Origin of the sequence: Brucella pseudintermedia (assembly GCF_008932435.1) — a bacterium.
Classification (GTDB): Bacteria; Pseudomonadota; Alphaproteobacteria; order Rhizobiales; family Rhizobiaceae; genus Brucella; species Brucella pseudintermedia.
This window is the reverse complement of sequence record NZ_WBWE01000003.1, coordinates 314,712-339,495: the sequence shown is the minus strand read 5'-3', so window position 1 is coordinate 339,495 and position 24,784 is coordinate 314,712. Positions and strand designations below refer to the sequence as shown.

The following is a 24,784-nucleotide window of genomic DNA, read 5'->3' as shown; positions in this document are numbered from 1 at the left end:
ATTTCCAAAACAGAGAGCTGCGCCTCCATTGACGACATTTGCCGAACTCGGTCTTTCCCCGAAAGTGCTCGCCGCTGTAGAAGCGGCAGGATATACTGCGCCCACGCCCATCCAGGCTGGAGCCATTCCTCCTGCTCTTGAACGCAAGGACGTTCTCGGCATCGCGCAGACGGGAACCGGAAAGACGGCATCATTCGTGCTTCCAATGCTGACGCTTCTGGAAAAGGGCAGGGCGCGGGCTCGCATGCCCCGCACGCTCATTCTGGAGCCGACCCGTGAACTCGCCGCACAGGTTGAGGAAAACTTCGCCAAATATGGCATCAATCAGCGGCTGAATGTTGCCCTTCTGATTGGCGGCGTTTCGTTCGATGAACAGGAACGCAAGCTGGAACGCGGCGCTGACGTTCTTATTGCAACGCCCGGCCGACTGCTTGACCATTTCGAGCGCGGCAAGCTGCTCCTGACCGGCGTCGAAATTCTTGTCATTGACGAGGCAGACCGGATGCTCGACATGGGCTTCATCCCCGACATCGAGCGCATTTGCAAACTTATCCCGTTCACGCGTCAGACCCTGTTTTTCTCGGCCACAATGCCGCCGGAAATTACCAAGCTGACCGAACAGTTCCTGCATTCCCCCACACGCATCGAGGTCGCGAAGGCTTCGTCCACAGCCAAGACCGTGACCCAGCGCCTGGTGAAATCCAGCAAGAAGGATTGGGACAAGCGTGCGGTGCTGCGCGATCTCATCCGCGCAGAAGGCGATACGCTCAAAAACGCAATTATCTTCTGCAACCGCAAGAAGGATGTATCGGAGCTGTTCCGCTCGCTGACACGGCATGAGTTCAATGCCGGAGCACTGCATGGAGACATGGATCAGCGCGCACGCATGACCATGCTGTCCAATTTCAAGGACGGCAAATTGCAGTTGCTGGTGGCGTCCGACGTGGCCGCTCGTGGTCTCGATATTCCTGACGTGAGCCACGTTTTCAATTTTGATATTCCGATTCATTCGGAAGACTATGTTCACCGCATCGGCCGCACCGGCCGCGCGGGACGTTCCGGCAAGGCTTTTACGATTGTAACGCCTTCGGACACGAAATATCTGGCTGCTATCGAAGACATGATCGGTGAAAAGATCGAATGGCTTGATGGCGATCTGTCGACCCTGCCAGCTTCCGACGACGCGGACGATCAGCGCAAGGGCAAGAATGCCCGCGGCAAGGGCAAGGATGCCAAGGGGAAGGAAAAGTCGAGAGACAAAGCCAAGGCAGCACCTGCGGAATTCGTAGACCCTGCCGAGCAGCCTCAACCGGTCATCGAAACCAATGACCGCCGCGATGCGATTCGCGCTTCCAATGATGAGCGCCGCGGCAAGCCGCAGCACGAACAGAAACGTCGTCGCGATCGTGACGATGACGGCCCGTCGCCTGTCGGTTTCGGCAACGACATCCCCGCCTTCATGCTGATTCCGACCGGAATTTGACGGAATCGAAATGAGATTGTTCTATCGACTGCAAAGCTAGCGCTTTGCAGTCGATTTCTTTTTGGGCTTGGTTTTCTCGCTTCGCAGGGCGGCATCATAGGCAAGGCGGGCCCAGCGCGTCATCACTTCCGGATCATCGAAAGCTTCGCTCGGCACGCTCCAGTAAGGCATGGCGATCGGTTCGCCCCCGTGACGTCCTTCATAGGTCCATTGGGTCGCGCCAGCATCGAGAAATTCGGGAATGGTTAGTTCGTCAGCCTTCAAGAGCAGCTCGTCACGAACAACGAGCGCGAAAATCAGGCCATGATGATAGATGCCCTTGCCGCCAAACATGCGCCGAATGCTGATGGGACCGAAATCCTGCAGTAGATCGCGAAGAGATTCGTCATCCATGATCTGACGGACCTCGTGCTTGAATCAGGCTGCGCCTTGCATTTGGCGGAGGCTTTCGGGGGAGGCTGCTTTGATTTCAACGGATTCACCGCAACCGCAAGCGGACGTCTGGTTCGGATTGTTGAAAACAAAACCCGTGCGCAGCGTTGTCACTTCGAAATCCATCTGGGTGCCAAGCAGGAACAGAACGGCTTCAGGCGCGATGAAAACGTTGGCGCCGTCCTTCTCGATCACATCGTCGCCCGTCTTGGCTTCGGTCACGAGATCGATGGTATATTCCATCCCGGCACAGCCGCCTTTTTTCACGCCTACCCGGATGCCAAGAGCGCCATCGCGCGATGCGACGATCTCGCGAACGCGATCAGCTGCTTTATCGGTTAGCGTCATGACTGCGAAACGGCCCATTTTCTCTCTTCCGGTATCGTGCTGGCATATGGACGGAGAATCGTCCAGTCTTGTCGCAACAGGTCGAGTTTCCTCTGCGATTGCCACGTTTTCACTATAGTTAGTGTTGTAACATCTTTACTGCAATACACCAAATCGGGAGCGCTTCCGGAGCGCCCTGAAAAAGATGCTAGGAAGAGGAGAAGCGAATGTCGAATGACCGGATGAAACCTCTCATGCTGGCTGCTGCAATCGGCCTTTTCGGCGTAGGAGTCGCTGGCTTTTCAGCCGGAATTGCCTTGGCGCAGAATCCGCAGAAGGCCGCACCTGAAGAAACGCCGAGAAACGTGCAGGAAAAGCACGACAAGGCTTCTGAACCCGTTGAGGAAACCAAGCCTTCCGAACAGACGCAGGATGCCGCTGGAGGCGTGACGGTTCCGGATTATCGCGATGATCGTTCCACGCCTCAGGCACTCATTGAATCCTATTACAATGCGATCAATCGCAAGGAATATGCGCGGGCTTATGGTTATTATTCCGAGGAAGGACGGGAGCCTGACTTCAAGACTTTCGTAAAAGGCTATGAAAACACCAAAAGTGTGAAGGTCGCATTGCGCAAGACCGACCCGGATCCGGGGGCGGGCCAGATCTACTGGAGTCAGCCGCTTGCCATCGAAGCGGAAACCGCAGATGGCAAGAAAGAAGTCTTTACAGGCTGTTATACGATTCATCTGACAAATCCCGCAATGCAGGAAGAGCCGCCCTTCAAGCCGATGCAGATCATGACGGGCTCTCTGACCAAGTCACCGCTGGAACTGGAAAAGAGCGTGCCGGAGGCCTGCGAGGCGCCTTGAACGACAAATTGCGAAAACGCGCTTGACCTTACCACGATGGGAAGCTCCATCTTATGGCCATCCTGGAGTGGTTCCGGATAAAAGGGAAACCACTGGAACCGCTCTAACCATTTGTTTGTGCCGCATTCTCCCACGCAAAACCGTTTCACGTTTTTGCTGGAAATGCTCAGAAGGAGTGACTGTTGTGATGAAGTTTTCCATTCCCAAGATGAAATGTGGCGGTTGCGCCGATAGCGTTACCGCCGCGCTGCGCCAACTCGATGCAGCGGCACCCGTTGAAATCGATCTCGAAAAGAAAGAAGTCGAATTCGGCGGCAACGCTTCACGGGATGCCGTTCTCTCTGCACTGGCAGCAGCCGGCTTTCCGGCGTCGAACGCTCAATAATGTGATTTCAGGGGCGCTTGTTTCAAGACGTCGTAAAAGATAGAGCCCATCCCGGAAGGCATAATGCGGTTTCGGCTGGACTGGGCAGAAAAGACAGTTGCCGGGAGGCGGAGAGCTTTCCGGCATTTTCATATCCGGATACGGGTATCGATATGGCTAAACGTTGAGCACAAAGGCGGCAAATGCTGTGTTTCATTGACTGGACCCGCGATTTTTGCCACATCAACGGCAAATCTCGTTTATGGTGCTCCGGCAGGACGCGGGCGCTCCAATGCATGAAACATCGCATTCCGCGACAAGGAAGGGTTTAGGGCTATGGCAGCCGATTTCCAGGATCTTCGCACAAAGATGGTCGACAATCAGATTCGCACGACCGATGTAACCGATCTGGCGGTTATCGATGCTTTCCTGACCGTCCCGCGTGAGGCTTTCGTTCCCGCCGCCCGGCAGGTGCTTGCCTATATCGACGAAGATCAGCTCCTCGAAAGCGAAGGCACGCAGCCTCGCTACATCATGGAGCCCTCGCCATTTGCCAAACTGGTGCAACTGGCACGCATCAAGAATACGGACGTCGTCCTCGATGTCGGTTGCGGCACTGGATATTCTGCTGCCATCCTTTCCAAGCTGGCAGGCTCGGTCATCGGTCTGGAAAATGATTCCTTATTGTCGGCTGCAGCCACGGCCCGTCTCGCAGAATTGGGCTATGACAATGTTGTGATCGTTTCAGGAGAACTGCAGGCAGGCTATCCGTCGGAAGCACCTTACGACGTGATTGTCATTGAGGGCGCCGTCGATTTCATTCCCGACGCCCTTCTTGCGCAGTTGAAGGACGGCGGACGTCTCGTAGCCGTGGAAGGGCGCGGGAATGCCGGAGTTGCGCGGATTTACGTTAAGGAAAATGGTGTTGCATCGGGACGCGGTGTGTTCAACACTGCGGTTCGTCCGCTACCCGGCTTCGAACGGATTCCGCAGTTCGAGTTTTAATTTTAGCAGATGATACAATTCTGCAACGCTGTGGAATTTGTTTGTGCAAGCTCTGGCGGGGGCAATGGAAATAACCGAATTTAGAGGTTATTAGGATTTGCCCGAACCAATCGGTTCGATAGTTGGATTCGTTTGTTCTTATAATGAGGTACCCGGGTGTTCAAAACGTGCAAAGGACTGGTAGCGGCCGCAGCATTGTTGTCTGGCACCATTTTAACGGGGCAGGCGGCGTTCTCGGAGACGCTGACTGGCGCTCTCGTCAAAGCCTACAAGAACAATGCTAACCTGAATTACTCCCGCGCTGGCGTCCGCGTTTCGGATGAAAACGTAGCGATTGCCAAGTCTGGTTATCGCCCGCAGATTACGGGTTCTTATAACGTAGGGCGTGGCAAGACCCCATCAAGCCAGGGATATCGTACGACAGGCACATTCGGCATCGAGCTGAACCAGATGCTGTTCGATGGATTTCAAACCAAGAACAATGTCGCCGCTGCCGAGACGCAAGTCTTTGCCCAGCGCGAAAATCTCCGCAATGAAGAGCAGAACAGACTCTACGAGGCGGTAACCGCTTACATGGATGTCTATCAGGCTCGCCAGATCGCAGTCCTTCGTGAACGCAACCTTGCAGCCCTCAACGAACAGGTTCGTGCCGCCCGCGCTCGCCTCGATGTGGGCGAAGGTACGCGTACCGACGTTGCGCAGGCAGACGCCAGCCGTTCGACTGCGGTTGCAGCGCTCAATTCTGCGCGTGCGGATGTCAAGTCGGCCGAAGCTACCTATGTGCAGGTGATAGGCGTCCAGCCGGACAAGCTTGCAACGGCTGCGGCAGCCAAGAACCTGCCGGCATCGCCAGATCAGGCATTCTCCATTGCGATTGCCGGTCATCCGGGCATTCTCGCGACGCAATATGCCGTCAACGCCGCCGGATACAACGTAAAGGCCAAGGAGGGCGCTCTGCTTCCTTCTGTCGGACTTACGGCAAGCGCCAGCCGCCTTGATACTTATGCCGGTGAGGGCGGTTCGCAGACCGACGGCAACTCGGCTTCTATCGGTGTTGGTGTGAGCATTCCCATCTACACCGGTGGCCGTACTTCGGCGCAGGTCCGCCAATCCAAGGAACAGCTCGGTCAGGCGCGCATCGAAGTCGATGTGGTTCGCGATCAGGTCCGTCAGGCGATCAGTTCGGCATGGTCGCAGCTCGAAGCGGCCCGCGCGTCGGTCAAGGCAAATCGTGACGGCATTGCCGCCGCGCAGCTCGCTCTCGATGGCGTCATCGAGGAACGCAAGGTTGGACAGCGAACCACGCTCGATGTCTTGAATGCGCAGAACGACCTCATCACGGCGCAGATCGCTCTCGTCCAGTCCGAGCGCGACGTGGTTGTTGCAAGCTACGCTCTCCTGAATGCGACTGGCCGCATGACCGCCAGCCAGATGGGGCTACAGGTTGCCGAATACAAGCCGGAAGAACACTACAATGCCGTCAAGGACAAGTGGTTCGGCTTGCGTACGCCAGACGGTCGCTGACCGTAGCTCTGAATGAGAATGGAAAGGCACCTCCGGGTGCCTTTTATTTTGCCGCCGATTCGAGGGGCGACACCGTCAATTCTTAACAAATCCATAAAGCTGTGAGTTTGAGTGCAGGCGTTCTGGCCGGGGATTCTCAAACGAGGGTTCGTCCGCTACCCTTAATCCATTGATTCTCTGTCTTTTGCAGACAATGTCGCAATACAGGAAAGCGGATTAGCCATGGCACAGACATCTAGCGCAGCACGTGAACCGTCTATGGAAGAGATTCTTGCTTCCATCCGCAGGATCATTGAAGACAGCGATGTCACCCGCCAGCCCGCGCCGGTGTCGGCAAGCGCTCTGGTTCGTGGAGAGGTTGCCGAATTTCGTCGTCCCGTCACCGAGCAGCCGGAGAAGCCCGCAATGATGCGTAATGTGTTCCAGGACGAACCGGCATTGCGCGGCCCGATCAGCGAGCCGGTGCAGGCAACGCCCGAACCGGAAATCGAAACCGACGATGAGGATGAGATTGTTCTCAACGCCGGGAACGACGATCATTCGTTGCGCGAGCCTTTGGCCTCTTCGCAGCAGCTTGCCGGAACGGATATTTCCCTGGAAGAAATGGATCTTTCGGTCGAAGCGGAGATTGCCAAGGCAGTCGATACCTTGCTGGAACCCGAACCCGGTGCGGAGGCCGAAGAGGAAGTTGCCGTTCAGCCGATGGCAACTGCCCCGGTGGCAGATGCCGTTGCAAAGCCGCAACCTGCTCCCCATATGCTGTCGCAGATGGCTGAACGCCAGGTTGCTGCTGCATTTCAGGATTTGAACCATGCAGTCCGGGCTGAACCGCGCCGCTCGTTTGACAATATCGCTGCCGAACTATTGCGGCCGATGCTGCAGGACTGGCTCGACAACAATTTGCCAACGCTTGTTGAGCGGCTTGTTCGGGAAGAGATCGAGCGCGTGGTGCGCGGCGAGCGATAAGCGGTATCAGACCTGATTGAAATCTTGCCCGTCTGTCCAGCAGGCGGGTTTTCACTTTTAGAATGGCCGACAGTGGTGCTGTCACTTTTAAAGTGATTTGTCAGCTGTTAGTTGCTATTGAGCCTTCAATTCATTCATCGCGCATAAAGACCGGATAATTCCATGCTTGAGAAGACCTATGACGCCGCGGCCATAGAGCCGAAAATTGCTGAACGCTGGGAAGAAGCGGGTGCATTCAAGGCGGGTGCAGGCGCGAAGCCGGGAGCTGATCCGTTTGCCGTGGTCATTCCGCCACCGAACGTTACCGGATCGCTGCATATGGGCCATGCGCTCAACAACACCATCCAGGACATCATGGTTCGCTTCGAGCGCATGCGCGGCAAGAATGTGCTGTGGCAGCCCGGCATGGACCATGCGGGCATTGCAACACAGATGGTTGTCGAGCGTCAGCTGGCCGAACGGCAGGAGCCTAACCGCCACGCCATGGGCCGCGAGAAGTTCATCGAACGCATCTGGCAATGGAAAGCTGAATCTGGCGGCATGATTTCCAATCAGCTTCGCCGCCTCGGCGCCTCGTGCGACTGGTCGCGTGAGCGCTTCACGATGGACGAAGGCCTTTCGCGCGCGGTTCTGGAAGTGTTTGTTTCGCTCTATAAGCAGGGCCTCATCTATCGCGACAAGCGTCTGGTCAACTGGGACCCGAAGCTGCTGACAGCAATTTCCGACATCGAGGTCGAGTCGCGTGAAACGAAAGGCCATCTGTGGCATTTCCGCTATCCGCTTGAGAACGTCCCCTTCGACCCGGAAAATCCGCACACTTATATCGTCGTAGCGACGACGCGGCCGGAAACCATGCTGGGCGATACCGGCGTGGCGGTCAATCCGAAGGACGAGCGCTACCACGCACTGGTCGGTAATGACGTCGTGCTCCCGCTCGTCGGCCGCCACATTCCGATTGTTGCCGACGATTACGCCGATCCGGAAGCTGGCTCCGGCGCCGTCAAGATCACGCCGGCGCATGACTTCAACGATTTCGAGGTCGGCAAGCGCAACGATCTGCGCGCCATCAACATCCTGACGCCCGAGGCGGCGGTTACGCTCAAGTGTAACAATGACTTCCTCGAAGGTCTTGAGCTGACGCCTGAACTGAAGGCGCTCATCAACGAGCTGGATGGTCAGGATCGCTTTGCGGTTCGCAAGCGCATTGTCGAACTGATGGACGAGCGCGGCTATCTGGAAAAGATCGAGGACCACACACACGCTGTTCCTCATGGCGATCGCGGCGGCGTGCCGATCGAACCTTACCTGACCGACCAGTGGTATGTGAATGCGGCAGAACTTGCCAAGCCGGCAATGGCGGCTGTTCGCAACGGCACCACGCAGATTGTTCCGAAAAACTGGGAAAAGACCTATTTCGACTGGATGGAAAACATCCAGCCATGGTGCGTCTCGCGCCAGCTCTGGTGGGGACACCAGATTCCGGCCTGGTATGGCCCGGACGGCAAATGCTTTGTTGAAAAGAGCGAAGAAGAGGCGAAGGTCTCTGCACGCGCCCATTATGGCGAAGACGTTGCGCTGGAGCGTGATACCGACGTTCTCGACACGTGGTTCTCGTCTGCGCTATGGCCGTTCTCCACGCTCGGCTGGCCGGACAAGACGCCAGAGCTTGCAACCTATTATCCTACCAGCGTTCTGGTTACAGGGTTCGATATCCTGTTTTTCTGGGTCGCCCGCATGATGATGATGGGCCTGCATTTCATGGAGGAAATCCCGTTTCATACGGTCTATCTCCATGCTCTGGTTCGCGACAAGCACGGCGCGAAGATGTCGAAGTCGAAGGGCAATGTCATCGATCCGCTTGAGCTGATGGATGAATACGGCGCCGACGCGCTCCGGTTCACCCTTGCGATCATGGCCGCGCAAGGCCGTGACGTAAAGCTTGATCCGGCGCGTATCGCAGGTTATCGCAATTTCGGCACCAAGCTCTGGAATGCGACCCGCTTTGCGCAGATGAATGGTGTGAAGCTCGACGCCGGTTTCAAGCCTGAAAACGCCGGGCTCGCGGTCAATCGCTGGATTCTGACCGAACTGACCAAGGCGACGCAGGCCGTTACCGAAGGCATTGCAAATTACCGCTTCAATGAAGCCGCCGGTGCTGCCTATCGCTTTGTCTGGAACCAGTTCTGCGACTGGTACCTGGAGCTGCTCAAGCCGATCTTCATGGGCGACGATGAAACGGCCAAGGCCGAGGCGCAAGCCACGGCGGCCTATTGCCTCGACCAGATTTACAAGCTTTTGCACCCGTTTATGCCGTTTATGACGGAAGAACTCTGGACGTTGACCGCAGGCGAAGGGCAGAAGCGCGATACGGTGCTGGCGCTCGCCGCCTGGCCAGAATTGTCGTTCCAGGATGAAGAAGCCGCCGCTGACATCAACTGGCTGGTTGATCTCGTCACCGGGATACGTTCGGTTCGCGCTGAAATGAACGTTCCGGCTGGCGCGATTGCTCCGGTTGTCGTGCTGGATGCCAATGCGGCGAGCATTGACCGTTTTTCCCGTCACGACGCGGCGATCAAGCGTCTTGCGCGCGTGGAGAGTGTTTCATTCGAGACACAGGCACCGAAAGGTTCGGCGCAGATGCTGCTGGGTGAGGCGACAATCTGCATCCCGCTTGGCAATCTGATCGACCTGAAGGCGGAAGCGGCACGCCTCGCCAAGGAAGCTGGCAAGATCGCTGCCGAAATGGATCGCATTGAGAAAAAGCTCGCCAATGAGAAATTCGTTGCGAATGCGCGTGAGGAAGTCGTTGAGGCAGAACGCGAGCGGCTGGCCGAGCTGAAGGAAGCCGCGCAGCGCGTGGCGACTGCGGAGTCACGTATTCGTGACGCGAGCTGATTAATCTGACCTGAAAAGCGATCCGCTATTTTCGAATCAAGCACCCGGCAGTGTCTTTCACTGCCGGGTCTTTCTTTGCGCCAAAGACGGATTTGGGCGCAATTCAATCGTTGGAACCGTTGATCGAACCGCCGTTTCGATTGTTTTTGAGTAATGTTGCGCTTTCGCAACAAGGGCGAAAAAGAGGCTCAAAATTGGCCAATTTGGACATATTTTGGCACCCGCTTCACTGAATATCGCTAACAAACGGCGTTCTTATTGAGGTTTTAGTCATTTTCGACAGATGCTGCGAAAATTGGATGCTGCTAATACAGATTAATGGATATTGCGGCCTGAAACCTACCTGATTTACGTTTCCGTCAACGTTAATATCGTTGCTGTGTGGGAGGACATTTATGAGTGTACAGCGCGTTAAAATAGCGGGAATGGTCGCGGCTCTCCTCGGGAGCGCGGTTGCTGCCAATGCGGGCGGTTTCGAGCGAAGCTCGCAGGATTTCGATATTCTCTTTGAACAGGGTAACGCTGTCGACGCGACGGGCACTTTTGTCGCCCCGCAGCGCAAGCTGAAGAATATTGGCGGCTCGTTGGTCGGCGCTTCGACAGGCGGTATCAATCCGATTACCCGCCGTCCCTACGAGACGGAAGTCGACGAAGCGAAGAGCTATTGGGTTCCAAAAGTTTCGGCCAAGTTCGACCTGACCAATGATCTCGCTTGTGCGGCTCAATATCGCCAGCCTTGGGGCATCGAGACGGATGTTGGCGTCGGCACCGTGCGAATGTTCACAGCGATTGAACAGAAAATTTCCTCTAACGATTATGGCGTAAACTGCTCTTATCGTTTTGCAGCCGGAGAGAAGAGCTATTTTCGTATTCTGGGCGGTGTAAGCTATCAGGAGCTCAAAGGCGAACAGACGCGAATGATACCTCCGGGTTCGGCGTTTGGTGGTTCGTTCCGCGTAGCATCGCTGGATGTTGAAGACCAGTCGGTAGGCTGGCGTCTCGGTGCCGCCTACGAAATCCCTGAATATGCGATGCGCGCAACGCTGGTTTATCAGTCGGAGGTTAAGTACAACCTTGAAGGCACCATCGACAATCTGGCGCTCAACCCGCTGACGGGTCGCGGCATACCGATCAACGTCGAAAGCGATGTTTCCACACCTCAGTCGGTGGAATTCAAGTTCCAGACCGGTATCGCTCCGGACTGGCTTGCATTCGGATCGGTCAAATGGACCGACTGGTCGAGCATCACCTCTGTGGACTTCAGCTCCGCAGATAGCAGGGTTGTTCGCCAAGGAACGAAAATCACCAGCCTGAACCTTTACTATCAGGACGGCTGGACGGTGAGCGGTGGCGTCGGCCACAAGTTCAACGACCAATGGTCCGCTGCAGCGACTGTCACCTGGGACCGTGGCACCAGCACGGGCCTGACTTCTCAGACCGACATCTGGCTCTTTGGTCTCGGCACCAACTACAAGCCGAACGATCAGTTTGAGGTCCGTCTGGCTGGCGCAGCTGGCTGGCTTTCCTCCGGTGAATTGGACGATACCGTCATCGCTGGTACCCGCAGTGTCACAGGCTCCAAGGGCGAATTCGGAAATGATTTCGTTGGTGCGCTTTCGCTCACCGCCAAGGTCAAATTCTAAAAATTCGATACTCGTGAAAAAGCCCGGTATTGCCGGGCTTTTTTCGTTTGGCGCGGTAATGAATTACTGTTCTAGCCGGGCAAGGAGTGAAGACGTATCCCAGCGGCCGCCGCCGATTTTCTGCACTTCCTTGTAGAACTGGTCCACGAGAGCCGTAACCGGCAGAAGCGCACCATTGCGGTCAGCTTCCTCAAGGCAGATGCCAAGGTCCTTGCGCATCCAGTCGACAGCAAAACCGAAATCATATTTGCCCTGGTTCATAGTGCCGGAGCGGTTTTCCATCTGCCATGAGCCGGCTGCTCCCTTGGAGATCACCGAGATCAGCTTTTCGATATCAAGACCAGCCTTCTTGCCGAAATGGATGCCTTCCGCCAGCCCTTGAACGAGACCCGCAATGCATATCTGGTTGACCATCTTTGCAAGCTGGCCCGAGCCGACCGGTCCCATGAGGCCGACCATGCGCGCATAAGCATCAATGACCGGTTTGGCGCGCTCAAAAACAGCTTCCGGCGCTCCAACCATGACCGTCAGCACACCGTTTTCAGCGCCTGCCTGCCCGCCGGAGACGGGCGCATCGATGAAGTGAAAGCCACGCTTTTGTGCTTCGGCGTCCAATTCGCGGGCAACTTCGGCGGATGCAGTGGTATTGTCGATGAAGATCGCATCCTTCTTCATGGCCGAGAAAGCGCCATCCGGACCGATGGTGACGGAGCGAAGATCATCGTCATTGCCGACACAGGCGAAAACAAAGTCCGCGTCGCGCACTGCTTCGGCGGGCGTTGGCGCAAAGCTGCCGTCAAATTCCTTCGCCCATTTTTCGGCCTTCGCCGTCGTGCGGTTATAAACCGTGACGTCGTGACCGCCCTTGTTCTTGAGATGTCCTGCCATGGGATAGCCCATGACGCCCAAACCCAAAAAGGCGACTTTAGCGGGTATCGTCATTCGTTCATTCCTCTGTATAGATGTAACCATTCAGGTGAGAGGCGTCATAACGGCTGCCTGATAGGCCGGACGCTGTTTCAAACGCTCATACCAGTCTTCCAGTCGCGGAAGAGAGGGGCGCTCGATCGGAAACTCGAACCATGCATATGCATAACACCCTATGGGGATGTCGCCGATACCGAAATGGTCGTCCGAGAACCAGGCAGCACCCTTGAGACCGTCATTGGCAATGCGCATGGATTGAGCAAGCCCCTGAAGACCGCGTTCCAGAACAGCGGGATCGCGTTCCGCCTCCGGCAGCCGGACCAGATGCTTTATGACATCGCTGAAATTGGAGGCGAGGGATGTGGAAGCCCAGTCCATCCATTTCTCAGCCTGCGCCCGCTTGGCCGGATCTTCGATCCACAACGTTCCCTTGCCGTAAACTGCCGCAAGATAGCGGGTGATGGTATTGGATTCCCACAAGACAGTGTCGCCGTCTTCCAGCAGCGGGATCAGCCCGTTTGGATTGCGAGCAAGATAAGCGGGATCTTTCAAGCCGCCGAATTGGCCGCCCACGTCGATCTGCTCATAGGCAAGATCAAGTTCGCACGCTATCCAGAGCGCCTTCTTCACATTCGTGGAATTGATACGACCCCAGATTTTCAGCATGACTCAGCCTGTTGCATTCCCGTCGAAAGCTGCATTCTAAACAGATCGTCCCCGAAAGCCGCAAGACTTCCGGGGACGATATTTTGGATTATGCCTATTTAGTGATCTCCAGAGCATTTCCGGCAAAACTGCGAACAGGAATTGCTCTAGCGAACAAGATGACGTGTCAGCCGTCGTTCGAGAAAATCCCACACGTGCCGCAGGCATTCGACAATCACCAGATAAATGACCGCAGCCCAGAGATAGGTCTGGAAATCGAAAGTCCGCGAATAGGCGCGGCGCGTTTCGCCCATCAGGTCGAGCACGGTGATGATCGCCACAATGGCCGAACCCTTGATCATCAGGATGATTTCGTTGCCGTAAGGACGCAACGCCACGATAAGCGCCTGCGGAAGAATGACCTTCCAGAAGGTCACACGCTTCGAGATGCCAAGAGCGGCGGCACCTTCCCATTGGCCGGGCGCCACGCTCTGGATGGCGCCGCGCAGAATTTCAGCCTGATAAGCCGCCGTGTTGAGCGAAAATGCCAAAATTGCACAATTCCATGCGTCGCGGAAGAACACCCAAAGCCCGATGCTTTCAAGAAATGGACGAAAGGTGCCGAACCCGTAATAGATAAGGAAGGTCTGGGCGAGCAGCGGCGTGCCGCGGAAGAAATAGACGTAGCCGAAGGCAATTCCGCGAAGCCACCGATTGCTGGACATGCGTGCGGCGGTGATCGGAAGCGAGAGCAGCGCGCCTATGACGACGGAGATGGCGACCAGCTTCAGCGTTATCAGGAGCCCGGACCAGTAGCGCGGCCCGTAGGTTTCAAACAGATCGACCCGCCATGCATTATAGAGATAGATCGCAAGACCGGAGAAGAGGAGAAACCAGAGAGCAACTATGATGTGACCCGCAACGCGCATTCGCGTCCATTGCTTTTCTACTGGCGGCGGGGCCATCGCCGGAATTGTCGTGTTGGAAACCGTCTGGCTCATGTCACGCACCTCGCGAACGGTTGGCGCCTGCATCGGCCCAACGGGCAATGCGGTCGATGAAGTAGGACGAGATGATTGCGAGGACCAGATAGAGCAGGCAGGCGATGCCAAAGAACAGGAACGGTTCCTTGGTCACGCGCGCGGCAATGGAGGTCTGCCGCAGGATATCGGACAGGGTGATGACCGAAACCAGCGATGTATCCTTGAGAAGCACCAGCCACAGATTGGCAAGTCCGGGCAGGGCGATACGGATCAATTGCGGCAGGATGACCTTGCGCATGGTCTGCCAGTGCGACAGGCCGACCGCATAGCCGCCTTCATATTGCCCGCGCGGGATGGCGCGGAATGCCGAGAGGAAGACTTCGCTCGAATAGGACGAGAAGACGAAGCCCAGCGCGACCATACCTGCGCCGAAAGCATTGATTTCGACATTGGCGTCGACACCGAACAGGCTCAAAAGCCGTTGAAGGCCAAGCGAGGCGCCGAAATAAACGAGAAAGAGGGTCAGAAGCTCAGGCAAGCCACGAAAGATAGTGGTGTAGATATTCGCTGCGAGCCTTATTGACGGTTCGCTGGATTGTTTGCCGACGGCAACCAGAAATCCGAGTGCGAGACCGACGGGAAGTGTTGCGAGAGCCAGCGAGACGGTAACCAGAAGGCCCCAGGCAATGCTTGCCCCCCAACCGTCCGGGCCGAAACCCAACAAAGTGGCGTAATGTTCCATGCGCCTGTTCTTTTTCCTGAAGGCATTTGCCTGTGTTTTTATCGCCCGCGAGGATCAGCCCCGGCCAGGCTTGTGCGGCATGCCCGTAAAAATGTTTTGCGCCGGTTTGACGAAACGCAAACCGGCGCATGTCTATCATTTGGGATTAGTTTTCAGCGCCATAAGCGTCAAAGTCGAAGTACTTGTCGTTGACTTCCTTGTACTTGCCGTTCGCGCGGATGGCCTTGATGGCCGCGTTGAACTTTTCAACCAGTTCCGGGCGGCCCTTCTTGAAGGCGACACCGGCGCCCGGACCGTGGATTTCGACAACCGGCGGGAACGTGCCGACCATCTTGCAGCAGGCGCCATCCGGCGTCTTCAGCCATTCGGCCAGCGTCACGCTGTCGTCGTTGACGGCGTCGAGACGGCCATTGGCGAGATCAAGGCGGTATTCTTCCGCCGTCGGATAAGCCTTGATCGTGCTGTCGGTAAAGGTCTTTTCCGAGTAGTTGGAGTGCGTGGTGGAAACCTGTACGCCGATGGTCTTGCCTGCGAGGTCTTCCTTGGTCACACCCTTGATGTCGGTGTCTTTGGGAGCCGCAATGCCGGGAGGCGTGTTGTAATATTTATTGGAAAAGTCGACCTGCTTCTTGCGCTCGTCCGTAATGGACATGGAGGCGATGAAGGCGTCGAACTTGCCAGCCTGAAGCGCGGGAATAGCGCCATCCCACTCCTGGGTGACGAATTCGCACTCGGCTTTCATCTCCTCGCAGAGGGCCTTGGCGATATCGACGTCGAAGCCCGAGAGGGTACCGTCCGGCTTGATGAAATTGAAAGGAGGATAGGCGCCTTCGGTGCCGATCTTGAGCTTGAGGGGCTCTTCTGCATGTGCAACGCCAGCAGCCATGCTGCCAATCGTCATTGCCAGTGCTGCAACCGATGCTGCAGCGGCGATACGCTTCATTACGCGCATTTTCAGTCCTCTCGTTTGTTCTGGCTGGTTCCCTGATTATTTCTTCTGGTTCAGCCGCTTAAGGGGTAGTCGCGACCGTGTAACTTAAAATTGCACGTTTGGCAGCGGATTCCCCCTGTCGTTACCAATAGATGGTTGAGCCGATCATGCGCAATATTTTTTCGCGCTTCCATCTCCACCATCGGGTCTGCTTGCGATATTCCCACCATTTTTGGACAATTGGCAAGATGGTCCGTGTAATTAAATTGTGTGTCTTAAACGTGGATTCGTCGGCCTTTTCCGTATGTTTTTAAATCAGCATAACGGAAATAACTATCTGTATGGCAATCTATAGGGAGTTACTCATAGCCCCATCTCACATTCGATAAAATCGGCTATTTTCTCAATATCATCGATGCTGAACACGGGGACTTTTTCCATGGGATATGGCTCGTCGCTGGCAACGGCGACGACAGTCGGATCGTCGGCGGAAAGCGGCGGACCTTCATGGCTGCCCCGGCGGCGCAACTCGATTTTCTTATGCGTTTCTCGCTTGTAGCCTTCGACCAGAACCAGATCGCAGGGCGCCAGCTTGGCGGCAATCTCATGCAAAGAAGGCTCTTCTTCGCCCAGGCTCTCATGCATGATGGCGTAGCGTTGCGACGAGACTATTGCGACTTCCGCCGCTCCGGCTTTTCGATGTCGCCAGGAATCGGTTCCCTCATGATCGATGTCGAAATTGTGATGGGCGTGCTTGATCGTCGCGATGCGGTATCCACGGGCGGTCAGGCATGCAACCAGACGCTCGGTCATCGTCGTCTTGCCGGAATTTTTCCAGCCGGTAATACCGAAAAGCTTCTGGTTCATTTCATCGACCCAGCCAGTTTTCGGGCCGCGACGAGATCGTCGGGCCGGTTGATGTTGAAGAACGGGTCATATGTTTCCGGGCTATCGCCAGCGAAGGCAAGCGGAAAATCGGCAGTCTCAAAACCTATGTGTTTAGCGAACGAAAGGACGCTGGCCTTGTTCGTACCGGCGAGCCAGGCGGACAGTTCTTTTGCGAGCCCCGTTTCCCACAGACCGAAAATCGGATGGATTTGTTCCAAGGATGTGGCGAGAACGATGCGCGCTCCCGTCTGATCGCGGCGCGCCAGAAGGCGGTCGGCGAGATCATGTGGCACGAATGGCGTATCGGCTGCCGCTGTCAGCAAAAGAGAAGTCTCGTGCGCGTATGTCAGCGCCGTCAGGATGCCGACCAGCGGACCGCCATGTTTTGAAGGCAGGTCCCTTATGACCGAAAGTCCGAGGTCGCTGAGGCGCGTATCCTCGGTGTTCGCGTTGATAATCAGAGTTTCGACCTGTGGTCTGAGCCGCGCGATGACATGGGCAATGACGGAGCTGGTGCCATCAAGTGGCTGAAGGAACTTGTCGCCCGCGACGCCACCTTCCTTCATGCGGCTGGAAAGCCCGCCGGCAATGATGGCTCCTGCAATCATGAGGGTTCCACGCCGGTCGGGATTGTCGCGAGCGTGCTTTTGTTGCGCTCGCGCTTCTTCAATACGTTTTCGCGATAGACCATGTAGACGCCGCTTCCGACCACCAGAATCGATCCGATGATCGTGTATATGTCAGGCGCTTCGCCGAAGACCAGAGTGCTGAGGCCGATTGCCCAGAGCAGGCTGGAATATCGGAATGGCGAAACGAACGAAACTTCTCCTTCGCGCATCGCCAGAATGATGAAATGATAGCCGACGAGAAGGAGAACGGCAGCAACCGCCATTGCGCCGACAGCTGACATTCCAAGCGGCTGCCATCCGCCCATGGGAACTGTCAGCGCGCCGCCTGTCAGCGATATCGCGCCTGCCGTCAACGTCGATAGATAGAGGGTGGGGACATGCGCCGGCACGCGGCGCGTGGCAATGTCTCGCGTGGCAGCAAAACAGACGCTGGCAAGAAGCACGCCGACAGCGGTAAGACTGGCAGCGCCATCCGTACCGGGGCGGATGATGATGAGAACGCCAGCCAGACCGGCAAGAATGCAGCACCAGCGGCGCCAGCCCACTTTCTCCTTCAGGAACAGAGCTGCTCCAAGCGTCACGACAAGCGGCGTTGCCTGAAAGACGGCAGAACAGAATGCCTGGGAAAGATGGCCAAGGGAGTAGATATAGGTGATCGTAGCAACGACTTCGCCCACGACCCGCAGGATTGTCATCTTTTCCAGCGAAAGATTGCGCAACGCCCCGCGGCGCCAGGCCAGCAAACCGATCAGCACCGTCGCGAATATGCCGCGGACCAGCATATACTGCCCGCTGTTCATCTCGGTCAGGAGATATTTTGTGATTGTATCGCCAATGGTGAAGGTCCCCATGGCGAGAAGCATGAAAATACTTGCACGAAAATTTGCTGACTGCGGCACGATACAGAATCCGGTTTAGGCCCTGAGCCTTGGATTGCATAGCGTGTTAAAGTCGATCTCGCGACAATTATTTCGGGCTGTTGGTTCTTTTAAGTATAAAGCAGCTCAACCGCCGGTAAGGCTCATGTGGCGCGCAACCGCCGGGCGGTTATGATCGCGGTCGATGATGAAATCGTGCCCCTTCGGCTTGCGCGAAATGGCTTCATCGATAGCCTTGCTGAGCAGCAGATCGCTTTCGCTTTCCCGCAGGGCCTTGCGCAGATCGGCATCGTCGTTCTGGCCGAGGCACATATAGAGCATGCCGGTGCAGGTGAGCCGGACGCGATTGCAGCTTTCGCAGAAATTGTGGGTCATCGGCGTGATGAAGCCAAGCCGTCCGCCCGTTTCTTCAATCGTCACGTAGCGGGCAGGGCCACCCGTGCGATACGGAATATCGGACAGCGTGAACTGCCGCGACAGATCCTCCCGCACTTGAGAGAGCGGCAGATATTGCTCTGTGCGGTCGAACTCGATCTCGCCCATCGGCATGGTTTCGATGAGGGTCATGTCCATGCCGCGGCCATGCGCCCAGCGGATCAGTTCAGGAATTTCGTGTTCGTTGAAATCCTTGAGTGCGACGGCATTGATCTTGACGCGGATACCGGCACGCTGGGCGGCTTCAATGCCCTCCAGAACCCGTGGCAGATCGCCCCAACGGGTAATCTGATGAAATTTTTCCGGATCGAGCGTGTCCAGCGAGACATTGATGCGCCGCACGCCGCAATCCGCCAGTTCATCGGCAAAACGCGCGAGCTGCGATCCGTTCGTGGTGAGAGTCAGCTCATCCAGCGCGCCGGATTTCAGGTGGCGCGAAAGCTGCCGGATGAGATGCATGATATTCTTGCGCACCAAAGGCTCGCCGCCGGTCAGGCGCAGCTTCCGCACGCCCTTGTCGATAAAGGCGGTGCAGAGGCGATCCAGTTCCTCAAGCGTCAGCAAATCTTTCTTGGGCAGGAACGTCATATGTTCCGCCATGCAATAGGTGCAGCGGAAGTCGCAGCGATCCGTCACCGAAACGCGAAGATAGGTAACGGCGCGCCCGAAAGGATCGATCATGGGTCCATTCGGAGAAACAATTGGCTGGGCTTGGTTTGTGTGCATCATAAGCCGTTGTTTCCGCTTGGTGCGGAGGGATGTCCGCATCGTTTCCCTAGAAATAGGACCTACAGATTGCATTGTCCAGTTTGGCGCGCTCGAAGCTCTTTCAATAATGACCGCGGCTATTGCGATATTTTAACGCGGGGCCTATCAAAGCTGGCGACTATCCAAGCTGGAGAATGGTTATGAGCGAGGTCTGGCCGACTGAATTGCGCGTTTCGCACGACCGCAGACTGCTGACGGTGGCGTTTGATGATGGCCAGAAGTTCGAGCTGACCGCCGAATTGCTGCGTGTGCTGTCACCTTCGGCGGAAGTGCAGGGCCATTCACCGGAACAGCGCGTGACGGTTGGCGGCAAGCGCGACGTCGAAATCATGAAGGTCGAACCGGTCGGCAATTATGCCGTTCGAATAACCTTCGACGACATGCACGACACCGGCCTGTTTTCGTGGACCTATCTCCACAAGCTCGGAACCGAGAAGGACACTCTGTGGCAAACCTATCTCGATGAACTGGCCGAAAAAGGGCTCAAGCGGGATCGCTGAGCCTATTCTTTTTCAAGCATTTCGCAGATGCGGCGCATCACATCGCCCATTGCGTTGCATTGCGCGGCTGTTGACTGCGCCATGACGCGGTCAATCAGTTCCGTGTAGACTGTCAGCGCGTGTCCGAGCAGCCTTTCGCCCTTGGCGGTCAGGGTCAGGCGCATCACGCGCTTGTCCGCCGGGTCGCCCTCGCGCACCAGCAGGCCGCGTTTTTCGAGCTTCGGCAGCAGCATGGTGATGTTTGAGCGCCCGACCAAAATGCGGCGCGCAAGATCGTGCTGGGATTCGCCGGGATGGCGATAAACATTCATCAGCACATCGAGGTCGGCAATTTTCAGATCGAACGTCGATAGTCCCTGGGCGAGGGCGCGTTCCACCGCCTTGCCGGCGCGAGCGACGGCGATCCAGTTCTTGAAGCGGGGATTGTCCCACGGCAGTTTTTGAGTCTCGTCTTGCATTTTGTTCATTCTTGTACAATTATTTGTTCAGGATTGAACATAATTGAGGCCCTGTCATGACATCGTTTTCTTTGCAGGTTACGCGATTCGGCCTGGGTGTGCTCGGGCGCATTGATGCCGATAAAGCGGGCCGCGCTGCATTCAGGATTTTTTGTCGAACGCCGAGCCGCAAGCCGAAGACCAAGGCCTATGCGGAGCGTCTTCATAAAGCGAACATGGAACTCGGTCAGGCAAAGCGGCTCGATCTGATCATCGACCGCGGCCTTGTTGCAACCTATCTGTTCGAGCCGAAGGGGCATGTGGGGCGAACGTCGCTCGTCGTCCACGGATGGGGATCGCGCGCGGCCGATATGATGACGATCATTCGCGAGCTTGTCGCACGGGGCGAGCGGGTCGTCGCCATCGACTTGCCGGGACATGGCGCATCGGCGGGGCACACGCTTAACATGATCCAGGCAATCGCAGCCGTCGATGTGGCGTGGCGTCAATATGGCCCGTTCGACGCGATGATCGGCCATTCTTTCGGCGGCGCGGTCGTTATCAATGCGGCTGCGGGTTCCGTTGGTTGCTACCGGTCACACCGCCCGGCAAAGCTGGTGACGATTGCTTCCCCGCACTCGATGGCGGGTGTTTTTGACGGTTTCAGCAAAGTGTTAAGGCTGGGCCGTGACGCGCGCAACGCCATGAAGGAACAGGTCCGGCATATCGCAGCGCGCCCGATTACGGACTTCGATACCGATGTGCTCCTGCGCCGCATGACGATACCGACACTTGTCATCCATGCACATGACGATAAGGAGGTTCCTGCTATTTGCGCGGAAGCGGCTGGCAAGGCGGGCGCTCATGTCACGGTGCATTGGGCCGATGGCCTTGGGCATCGCCGCATCATTGCAAGTGGCGAGGTGGCATCATTGGTGGCGGAATATCTCGATGACAGCCCGAGATTGAGGCTGGTTGCCTGATTATGCTTCGGAGAAAACCAGTTTCTCCCATGCAGCCATGGCGCCCATCGCTGTTGCGGTAAGGTCTTGGCGCGTTCCGCCATCGCGCGCGAGAATAGACATGCCGTTCTGGACCGTCGCGTAAAAGGTTGCGACCGCCTCGCAATTGACGGAGACCGGAATATCTCCGTCGCGAACACCGCGATCCAGCCGCTTCTTCAGGGTCTCAATATTGGACTGGCGGCGGCTGCGCAGCACGGTGCAAACCTTGTCGCTTGAGTGCGTTCGATGCAGCGCGTCCAGCGTGATCATGCAGCCCCGTGGCACGGTTTCCTGGCAATAGGCATCTATCGTTGCGAACAGGAAACGCTCGAAAGCCGTGCGGACATTCGGCGTTTCATCAAGGCTAGACCAGATTTCAACGCCGATTTCTCCCGCATAAAGCGCAAGGGCTTCCAGATATAGCTCTTCCTTGCTTTTGAATGCAGCATAGAGGCTGGGAGCGTTGATGCCCATGGCCGTCGTCAGATCGGCCAGCGATGCGCCGTCGAAACCTTTTTCCCAAAATACGAACATCGCAGCCCGAAGCGCTGTTTCACGGTCAAAGCTGCGGGGACGTCCTTTTTCTGCCACGTCTGAACCTTTCTGTATCGATCAATAAATAAATCGCTTGACGGTTCCGCGCAAGCCTGTCAGCAATTATGTATCAATCGATACAGAAAGGAAATGGCATGCCAGCAGAAGCTCTGAACGGAAAGGTTGCCTTCGTCACCGGTGGAAGCCGCGGCATAGGCGCTGCGATTGCGCGCAGGCTCGCAAAAGATGGCGCGGCAGTCGTCATCACTTATGTGAATGGCAAGGAAAAAGCCGATGCCGTGGTTTCAGAAATCGTGGCCAATGGCGGCAAGGGGCTGGCATTGAAGGCTGATAACCGCGACGCCAGCCAGATTGCTGCAGCCATCGAAGCAACGGTCAAGGAATTCGGTCGTCTGGATATATTGGTCAATAGCGCCGGTATCTGGCATGCGGCCCCGTTGGAAGAAGTCACGCTTGCCGATTTCGATGATGTGATGGCGGTGAATTTCCGCGCCGTCTTTGCCGCCGTTTCCGCAGCCGCTCCGCACCTTGGCGCTGGCGGGCGGGTCATCACCATCGGCTCCAATCTGGCGGAAAGCGTGCCGTGGCCGGGCATCAGCCTTTATGCGGCCAGCAAGGCGGCTTTGATCGGTCTGACGAAAGGTCTGGCGCGCGATCTCGGTCCGAAGGGCATTACGGTCAATGTCGTTCACCCCGGTTCCACCGATACCGACATGAACCCGGCCGGTGGGGATCATGCCGAACAGCAGCGCGAGCGCATCGCTACCGGCAGCTTCGGTTCGCCTGACGATATTGCAAGTCTGGTAGCCTGGCTTGCTAGCCCCGAGGGACGTTTCGTGTCGGGCGCTTCGCTTACTGTCGACGGCGGCGCAAACGCCTGAAACGAAAAGGGCGGCTCGCGCCGCCCTTTCATTTGCTTGGAGCACAGATCTGATTCAATCAAATCTGTGCTCTAAGCGTTTGTTTCGTCGCATTATCCTACGCAAAACCGCTTCGCACTTTTGCTGGAAATACTTTAACCCAGATTGAGCTCCTTGAAGAAATCATTACCCTTGTCATCAATGACGATGAAGGCGGGGAAATCTTCCACTTCGATGCGCCAGATGGCTTCCATGCCGAGTTCCGGATATTCGACGACCTCGACCTTCTTGATGCAATCCTGCGCCAGACGGGCAGCCGGGCCACCGATGGAACCCAGATAGAAGCCGCCGTGCTGGCCGCAGGCCTCACGCACCTGGCGCGAACGGTTGCCCTTGGCGAGCATGACCATCGAACCGCCGAAGGACTGGAACTGGTCAACATAGGAATCCATGCGGCCAGCCGTGGTTGGCCCGAACGAGCCGGAGGCGTAACCGGCTGGCGTCTTCGCCGGGCCTGCATAATAGATCGGGTGGTTCTTGAAATAATCCGGCATGGCTTCGCCGTTTTCAAGCCGCTCGCGAATCTTGGCATGCGCCAGATCGCGCGCCACGATGATTGGGCCGGTGAGCGACAGGCGCGTCTTGACCGGGTGCTTCGACAATTCCTTGAGGATGTCCTGCATCGGCTGGTTGAGGTCGATCTTGACCACATGCGACGACAGTTTTTCCTCGTCAATGTCCGGCATGTACTTGGCCGGATTGGTTTCCAGCTTTTCCAGAAAGATGCCGTCCTTGGTGATCTTGCCCTTGGCCTGACGGTCCGCAGAGCAGGAAACGCCGATGCCGATCGGCAGCGAAGCACCGTGGCGCGGCAGGCGAATGACGCGCACGTCATGGCAGAAATATTTGCCGCCGAACTGCGCACCGACGCCGAGCGATTGCGTCAGCTTATGGATTTCAGCTTCCATTTCGAGGTCGCGGAAGGCGTGGCCGGTTTCCGAACCCTTGGTCGGCAGGCTGTCCAGATAGCGCGTCGAGGCAAGCTTGACCGTCTTCAGGTTCATCTCGGCAGAAGTGCCGCCGATAACAATCGCCAGATGGTAAGGCGGGCAGGCGGCTGTGCCGAGGCTCAGGATCTTGTCCTTGAGGAAGTCGATCATGCGGTCGTGCGTCAGCAGTGATGGCGTTCCCTGATAAAGAAACGTCTTGTTTGCCGAACCGCCGCCCTTGGCGACGAAAAGGAATTTGTAGGCGTCTTCGCCTTCTTCATAAATGTCGATCTGCGCGGGCAGATTGTTCTTGGTGTTCTTTTCCTCGAACATCGACAGAGGGGCGAGCTGCGAATAACGCAGGTTCTTCTTGTTGTAGGCATCGAGAACGCCCGCGCCCAGCGCGTCGGCATCACCGCCTTCGGTCCAGACGCGACGGCCTTTCTTGCCCATGATGATGGCCGTGCCGGTATCCTGACACATGGGCAGTACGCCGCCAGCGGCGATATTTGCGTTCTTCAGAAGATCGTAGGCAACAAAACGGTCGTTATCGGTCGCTTCGGGGTCTTCGAGAATTTTGGCAAGCTGCTGAAGATGGCCGGGGCGCAGCAGATGGTTGATGTCGGCAAAAGCCGCTTCCGAAAGCAGGCGAAGCCCTTCCGGATCGACCGTCAGTATTTCCTGTCCCTTGAACGTATCGACAGAAACATGATCCGAAGTCAGCTTGCGGTAAGGGGTGTCGTCTTCACCAAGAGGAAAAAGATCGGCGGCGCTTGCTTCTGCCATCGCGGTACCTCGCTTGCTTGCCAGCTGCACCAGCCGGAGATGGTCGTAATTCCGGCTCGCGCGATATGTTGATCGAAGCCCCGAAGGGAGCTTCGGAACCAAAGTCTGACGGGCTTGTAGCGCGATGCGGGATGGATGCCACTGCGTCAATTTGTTCACCGGGGGCATTCCGGGCCAGCCTCCCAGGAAGTTGCCTCAAACAATTGTGATCAATGCAGACCGCTTAATTGCTTCCGGAAACATTAGCGTTAAAAGTTTCTATACGAGATTGGTAAATTCTAACTGCGAGATTCGGACGGATTCGCTTGTTTAGCGA

Annotated in this window: 25 protein-coding genes; 11 read left to right on the top strand and 14 right to left on the bottom strand. The window is 56.5% G+C overall.

Annotated features, from left to right (window positions below):
- The first annotated feature begins 28 nt into the window (after positions 1-28).
- Complete coding sequence (locus F9K78_RS06165; RefSeq protein ID WP_121984053.1) at positions 29-1,483, top strand: DEAD/DEAH box helicase; 1,455 nt, start codon at positions 29-31, stop codon at positions 1,481-1,483.
- A 36-nt stretch (positions 1,484-1,519) separates the two neighbouring features.
- Here the strand turns inward: F9K78_RS06165 and F9K78_RS06160 are convergent, their stop codons facing one another.
- The gene (locus F9K78_RS06160) at positions 1,520-1,876 is read right to left on the bottom strand and encodes a TfoX/Sxy family protein (RefSeq protein WP_121984054.1); all 357 of its coding nucleotides are present in this window, start codon (positions 1,874-1,876) and stop codon (positions 1,520-1,522) included.
- Between the two features lie 24 nt (positions 1,877-1,900).
- The gene (sufA, locus tag F9K78_RS06155; protein WP_121984055.1) at positions 1,901-2,281 is read right to left on the bottom strand and encodes a Fe-S cluster assembly scaffold SufA; all 381 of its coding nucleotides are present in this window, start codon (positions 2,279-2,281) and stop codon (positions 1,901-1,903) included.
- Positions 2,282-2,469: 188 nt separating this feature from the next.
- Between sufA and F9K78_RS06150 the strand changes: the two genes are divergently transcribed.
- From F9K78_RS06150 to F9K78_RS06120, 7 genes are all read left to right on the top strand, one after another.
- Positions 2,470-3,114 carry a hypothetical protein gene (locus F9K78_RS06150; protein WP_121984056.1) on the top strand — a complete coding sequence of 215 codons (645 nt, stop codon included), beginning with the start codon at positions 2,470-2,472 and terminating at the stop codon, positions 3,112-3,114.
- A gap of 184 nt (positions 3,115-3,298) precedes the next feature.
- The gene (locus F9K78_RS06145; protein WP_121986097.1) at positions 3,299-3,499 is read left to right on the top strand and encodes a heavy-metal-associated domain-containing protein; all 201 of its coding nucleotides are present in this window, start codon (positions 3,299-3,301) and stop codon (positions 3,497-3,499) included.
- A gap of 315 nt (positions 3,500-3,814) precedes the next feature.
- Complete coding sequence (locus F9K78_RS06140) at positions 3,815-4,483, top strand: protein-L-isoaspartate O-methyltransferase family protein (RefSeq protein ID WP_121984058.1); 669 nt, start codon at positions 3,815-3,817, stop codon at positions 4,481-4,483.
- A 156-nt stretch (positions 4,484-4,639) separates the two neighbouring features.
- Positions 4,640-6,007: a TolC family outer membrane protein gene (locus F9K78_RS06135; protein WP_121984059.1), complete on the top strand. Its 1,368-nt coding sequence runs from the start codon at positions 4,640-4,642 to the stop codon at positions 6,005-6,007.
- Between the two features lie 222 nt (positions 6,008-6,229).
- A complete protein-coding gene (locus F9K78_RS06130; RefSeq protein WP_121984060.1) occupies positions 6,230-6,973 on the top strand; it encodes a PopZ family protein in 744 nt (247 codons plus the stop codon).
- A gap of 162 nt (positions 6,974-7,135) precedes the next feature.
- Positions 7,136-9,868 carry a valine--tRNA ligase gene (locus F9K78_RS06125; RefSeq protein ID WP_121983822.1) on the top strand — a complete coding sequence of 911 codons (2,733 nt, stop codon included), beginning with the start codon at positions 7,136-7,138 and terminating at the stop codon, positions 9,866-9,868.
- Positions 9,869-10,263: 395 nt separating this feature from the next.
- Positions 10,264-11,511, top strand: a complete 1,248-nt coding sequence (locus F9K78_RS06120; protein ID WP_328593514.1) for an OmpP1/FadL family transporter — start codon at positions 10,264-10,266, stop codon at positions 11,509-11,511.
- Positions 11,512-11,574: 63 nt separating this feature from the next.
- On the opposite strand, the gene F9K78_RS06115 is transcribed toward F9K78_RS06120, so the two are convergent.
- The 9 genes from F9K78_RS06115 to moaA form a co-directional block, all read right to left on the bottom strand.
- Positions 11,575-12,453 carry an NAD(P)-dependent oxidoreductase gene (locus F9K78_RS06115; protein ID WP_121983823.1) on the bottom strand — a complete coding sequence of 293 codons (879 nt, stop codon included), beginning with the start codon at positions 12,451-12,453 and terminating at the stop codon, positions 11,575-11,577.
- A 30-nt stretch (positions 12,454-12,483) separates the two neighbouring features.
- On the bottom strand, positions 12,484-13,104 hold the full coding sequence (locus tag F9K78_RS06110) for a glutathione S-transferase family protein (RefSeq protein WP_121983824.1): 621 nt from the start codon (positions 13,102-13,104) through the stop codon (positions 12,484-12,486).
- A 146-nt stretch (positions 13,105-13,250) separates the two neighbouring features.
- Positions 13,251-14,084, bottom strand: a complete 834-nt coding sequence (locus tag F9K78_RS06105; protein ID WP_121983825.1) for an ABC transporter permease — start codon at positions 14,082-14,084, stop codon at positions 13,251-13,253.
- 1 nt (position 14,085) lies between these two features.
- Complete coding sequence (locus tag F9K78_RS06100; RefSeq protein WP_121983826.1) at positions 14,086-14,808, bottom strand: ABC transporter permease; 723 nt, start codon at positions 14,806-14,808, stop codon at positions 14,086-14,088.
- 145 nt (positions 14,809-14,953) lie between these two features.
- Positions 14,954-15,760, bottom strand: coding sequence for an ABC transporter substrate-binding protein (locus F9K78_RS06095; RefSeq protein WP_121983827.1), 807 nt, complete (start codon positions 15,758-15,760; stop codon positions 14,954-14,956).
- A gap of 342 nt (positions 15,761-16,102) precedes the next feature.
- Positions 16,103-16,606, bottom strand: a complete 504-nt coding sequence (mobB, locus tag F9K78_RS06090; protein ID WP_121983828.1) for a molybdopterin-guanine dinucleotide biosynthesis protein B — start codon at positions 16,604-16,606, stop codon at positions 16,103-16,105.
- The gene (gene mobA / locus F9K78_RS06085) at positions 16,603-17,235 is read right to left on the bottom strand and encodes a molybdenum cofactor guanylyltransferase (protein WP_121983829.1); all 633 of its coding nucleotides are present in this window, start codon (positions 17,233-17,235) and stop codon (positions 16,603-16,605) included. The genes mobB and mobA overlap by 4 nt, the downstream gene beginning before the upstream one ends.
- Positions 17,232-18,119: a DMT family transporter gene (locus tag F9K78_RS06080; RefSeq protein WP_121983830.1), complete on the bottom strand. Its 888-nt coding sequence runs from the start codon at positions 18,117-18,119 to the stop codon at positions 17,232-17,234. The genes mobA and F9K78_RS06080 overlap by 4 nt, the downstream gene beginning before the upstream one ends.
- A 141-nt stretch (positions 18,120-18,260) precedes the next feature.
- Positions 18,261-19,295 carry a GTP 3',8-cyclase MoaA gene (moaA, locus tag F9K78_RS06075; RefSeq protein WP_121983843.1) on the bottom strand — a complete coding sequence of 345 codons (1,035 nt, stop codon included), beginning with the start codon at positions 19,293-19,295 and terminating at the stop codon, positions 18,261-18,263.
- 182 nt (positions 19,296-19,477) lie between these two features.
- On the opposite strand from moaA, the gene F9K78_RS06070 reads away from it, so the two are divergent.
- A complete protein-coding gene (locus F9K78_RS06070) occupies positions 19,478-19,837 on the top strand; it encodes a gamma-butyrobetaine hydroxylase family protein (RefSeq protein WP_121983831.1) in 360 nt (119 codons plus the stop codon).
- Positions 19,838-19,839: 2 nt separating this feature from the next.
- Here F9K78_RS06070 and F9K78_RS06065 read toward each other — a convergent pair whose 3' ends face one another.
- Positions 19,840-20,304, bottom strand: coding sequence for a MarR family winged helix-turn-helix transcriptional regulator (locus F9K78_RS06065; RefSeq protein ID WP_121983832.1), 465 nt, complete (start codon positions 20,302-20,304; stop codon positions 19,840-19,842).
- Positions 20,305-20,351: 47 nt separating this feature from the next.
- Between F9K78_RS06065 and F9K78_RS06060 the strand changes: the two genes are divergently transcribed.
- Positions 20,352-21,257, top strand: a complete 906-nt coding sequence (locus F9K78_RS06060; protein ID WP_121983833.1) for an alpha/beta fold hydrolase — start codon at positions 20,352-20,354, stop codon at positions 21,255-21,257.
- Here F9K78_RS06060 and F9K78_RS06055 read toward each other — a convergent pair whose 3' ends face one another.
- Positions 21,258-21,869 carry a TetR/AcrR family transcriptional regulator gene (locus tag F9K78_RS06055; RefSeq protein ID WP_121983834.1) on the bottom strand — a complete coding sequence of 204 codons (612 nt, stop codon included), beginning with the start codon at positions 21,867-21,869 and terminating at the stop codon, positions 21,258-21,260.
- A gap of 98 nt (positions 21,870-21,967) precedes the next feature.
- Here F9K78_RS06055 and F9K78_RS06050 point away from each other — a divergent pair, with 98 nt between their 5' ends.
- Complete coding sequence (locus tag F9K78_RS06050; protein ID WP_121983835.1) at positions 21,968-22,714, top strand: SDR family NAD(P)-dependent oxidoreductase; 747 nt, start codon at positions 21,968-21,970, stop codon at positions 22,712-22,714.
- Between the two features lie 134 nt (positions 22,715-22,848).
- On the opposite strand, the gene F9K78_RS06045 is transcribed toward F9K78_RS06050, so the two are convergent.
- The gene (locus F9K78_RS06045) at positions 22,849-24,468 is read right to left on the bottom strand and encodes a fumarate hydratase (RefSeq protein WP_121983836.1); all 1,620 of its coding nucleotides are present in this window, start codon (positions 24,466-24,468) and stop codon (positions 22,849-22,851) included.
- Between the last annotated feature and the right edge of the window lie 316 nt (positions 24,469-24,784).

Bases quoted from the DNA above. Each gene is read 5' to 3' on its own strand.
- F9K78_RS06110 (WP_121983824.1), bottom strand. From the start codon at position 13,104: ATGCTGAAAATCTGGGGTCGTATCAATTCCACGAATGTGAAGAAGGCG.
- F9K78_RS06060 (WP_121983833.1), top strand. From the start codon at position 20,352: ATGACATCGTTTTCTTTGCAGGTTACGCGATTCGGCCTGGGTGTGCTC.
- F9K78_RS06150 (WP_121984056.1), top strand. From the start codon at position 2,470: ATGTCGAATGACCGGATGAAACCTCTCATGCTGGCTGCTGCAATCGGC.
- F9K78_RS06045 (WP_121983836.1), bottom strand. From the start codon at position 24,468: ATGGCAGAAGCAAGCGCCGCCGATCTTTTTCCTCTTGGTGAAGACGAC.
- F9K78_RS06050 (WP_121983835.1), top strand. From the start codon at position 21,968: ATGCCAGCAGAAGCTCTGAACGGAAAGGTTGCCTTCGTCACCGGTGGA.
- F9K78_RS06100 (WP_121983826.1), bottom strand. From the start codon at position 14,808: ATGGAACATTACGCCACTTTGTTGGGTTTCGGCCCGGACGGTTGGGGG.
- F9K78_RS06115 (WP_121983823.1), bottom strand. From the start codon at position 12,453: ATGACGATACCCGCTAAAGTCGCCTTTTTGGGTTTGGGCGTCATGGGC.
- F9K78_RS06095 (WP_121983827.1), bottom strand. From the start codon at position 15,760: ATGCGCGTAATGAAGCGTATCGCCGCTGCAGCATCGGTTGCAGCACTG.
- F9K78_RS06105 (WP_121983825.1), bottom strand. From the start codon at position 14,084: ATGAGCCAGACGGTTTCCAACACGACAATTCCGGCGATGGCCCCGCCG.
- F9K78_RS06065 (WP_121983832.1), bottom strand. From the start codon at position 20,304: ATGAACAAAATGCAAGACGAGACTCAAAAACTGCCGTGGGACAATCCC.
- F9K78_RS06120 (WP_328593514.1), top strand. From the start codon at position 10,264: ATGAGTGTACAGCGCGTTAAAATAGCGGGAATGGTCGCGGCTCTCCTC.
- F9K78_RS06070 (WP_121983831.1), top strand. From the start codon at position 19,478: ATGAGCGAGGTCTGGCCGACTGAATTGCGCGTTTCGCACGACCGCAGA.
- mobB (WP_121983828.1), bottom strand. From the start codon at position 16,606: ATGAACCAGAAGCTTTTCGGTATTACCGGCTGGAAAAATTCCGGCAAG.
- F9K78_RS06140 (WP_121984058.1), top strand. From the start codon at position 3,815: ATGGCAGCCGATTTCCAGGATCTTCGCACAAAGATGGTCGACAATCAG.
- mobA (WP_121983829.1), bottom strand. From the start codon at position 17,235: ATGATTGCAGGAGCCATCATTGCCGGCGGGCTTTCCAGCCGCATGAAG.
- F9K78_RS06160 (WP_121984054.1), bottom strand. From the start codon at position 1,876: ATGGATGACGAATCTCTTCGCGATCTACTGCAGGATTTCGGTCCCATC.
- F9K78_RS06080 (WP_121983830.1), bottom strand. From the start codon at position 18,119: ATGCTTCTCGCCATGGGGACCTTCACCATTGGCGATACAATCACAAAA.
- F9K78_RS06125 (WP_121983822.1), top strand. From the start codon at position 7,136: ATGCTTGAGAAGACCTATGACGCCGCGGCCATAGAGCCGAAAATTGCT.
- moaA (WP_121983843.1), bottom strand. From the start codon at position 19,295: ATGCACACAAACCAAGCCCAGCCAATTGTTTCTCCGAATGGACCCATG.
- sufA (WP_121984055.1), bottom strand. From the start codon at position 2,281: ATGGGCCGTTTCGCAGTCATGACGCTAACCGATAAAGCAGCTGATCGC.
- F9K78_RS06130 (WP_121984060.1), top strand. From the start codon at position 6,230: ATGGCACAGACATCTAGCGCAGCACGTGAACCGTCTATGGAAGAGATT.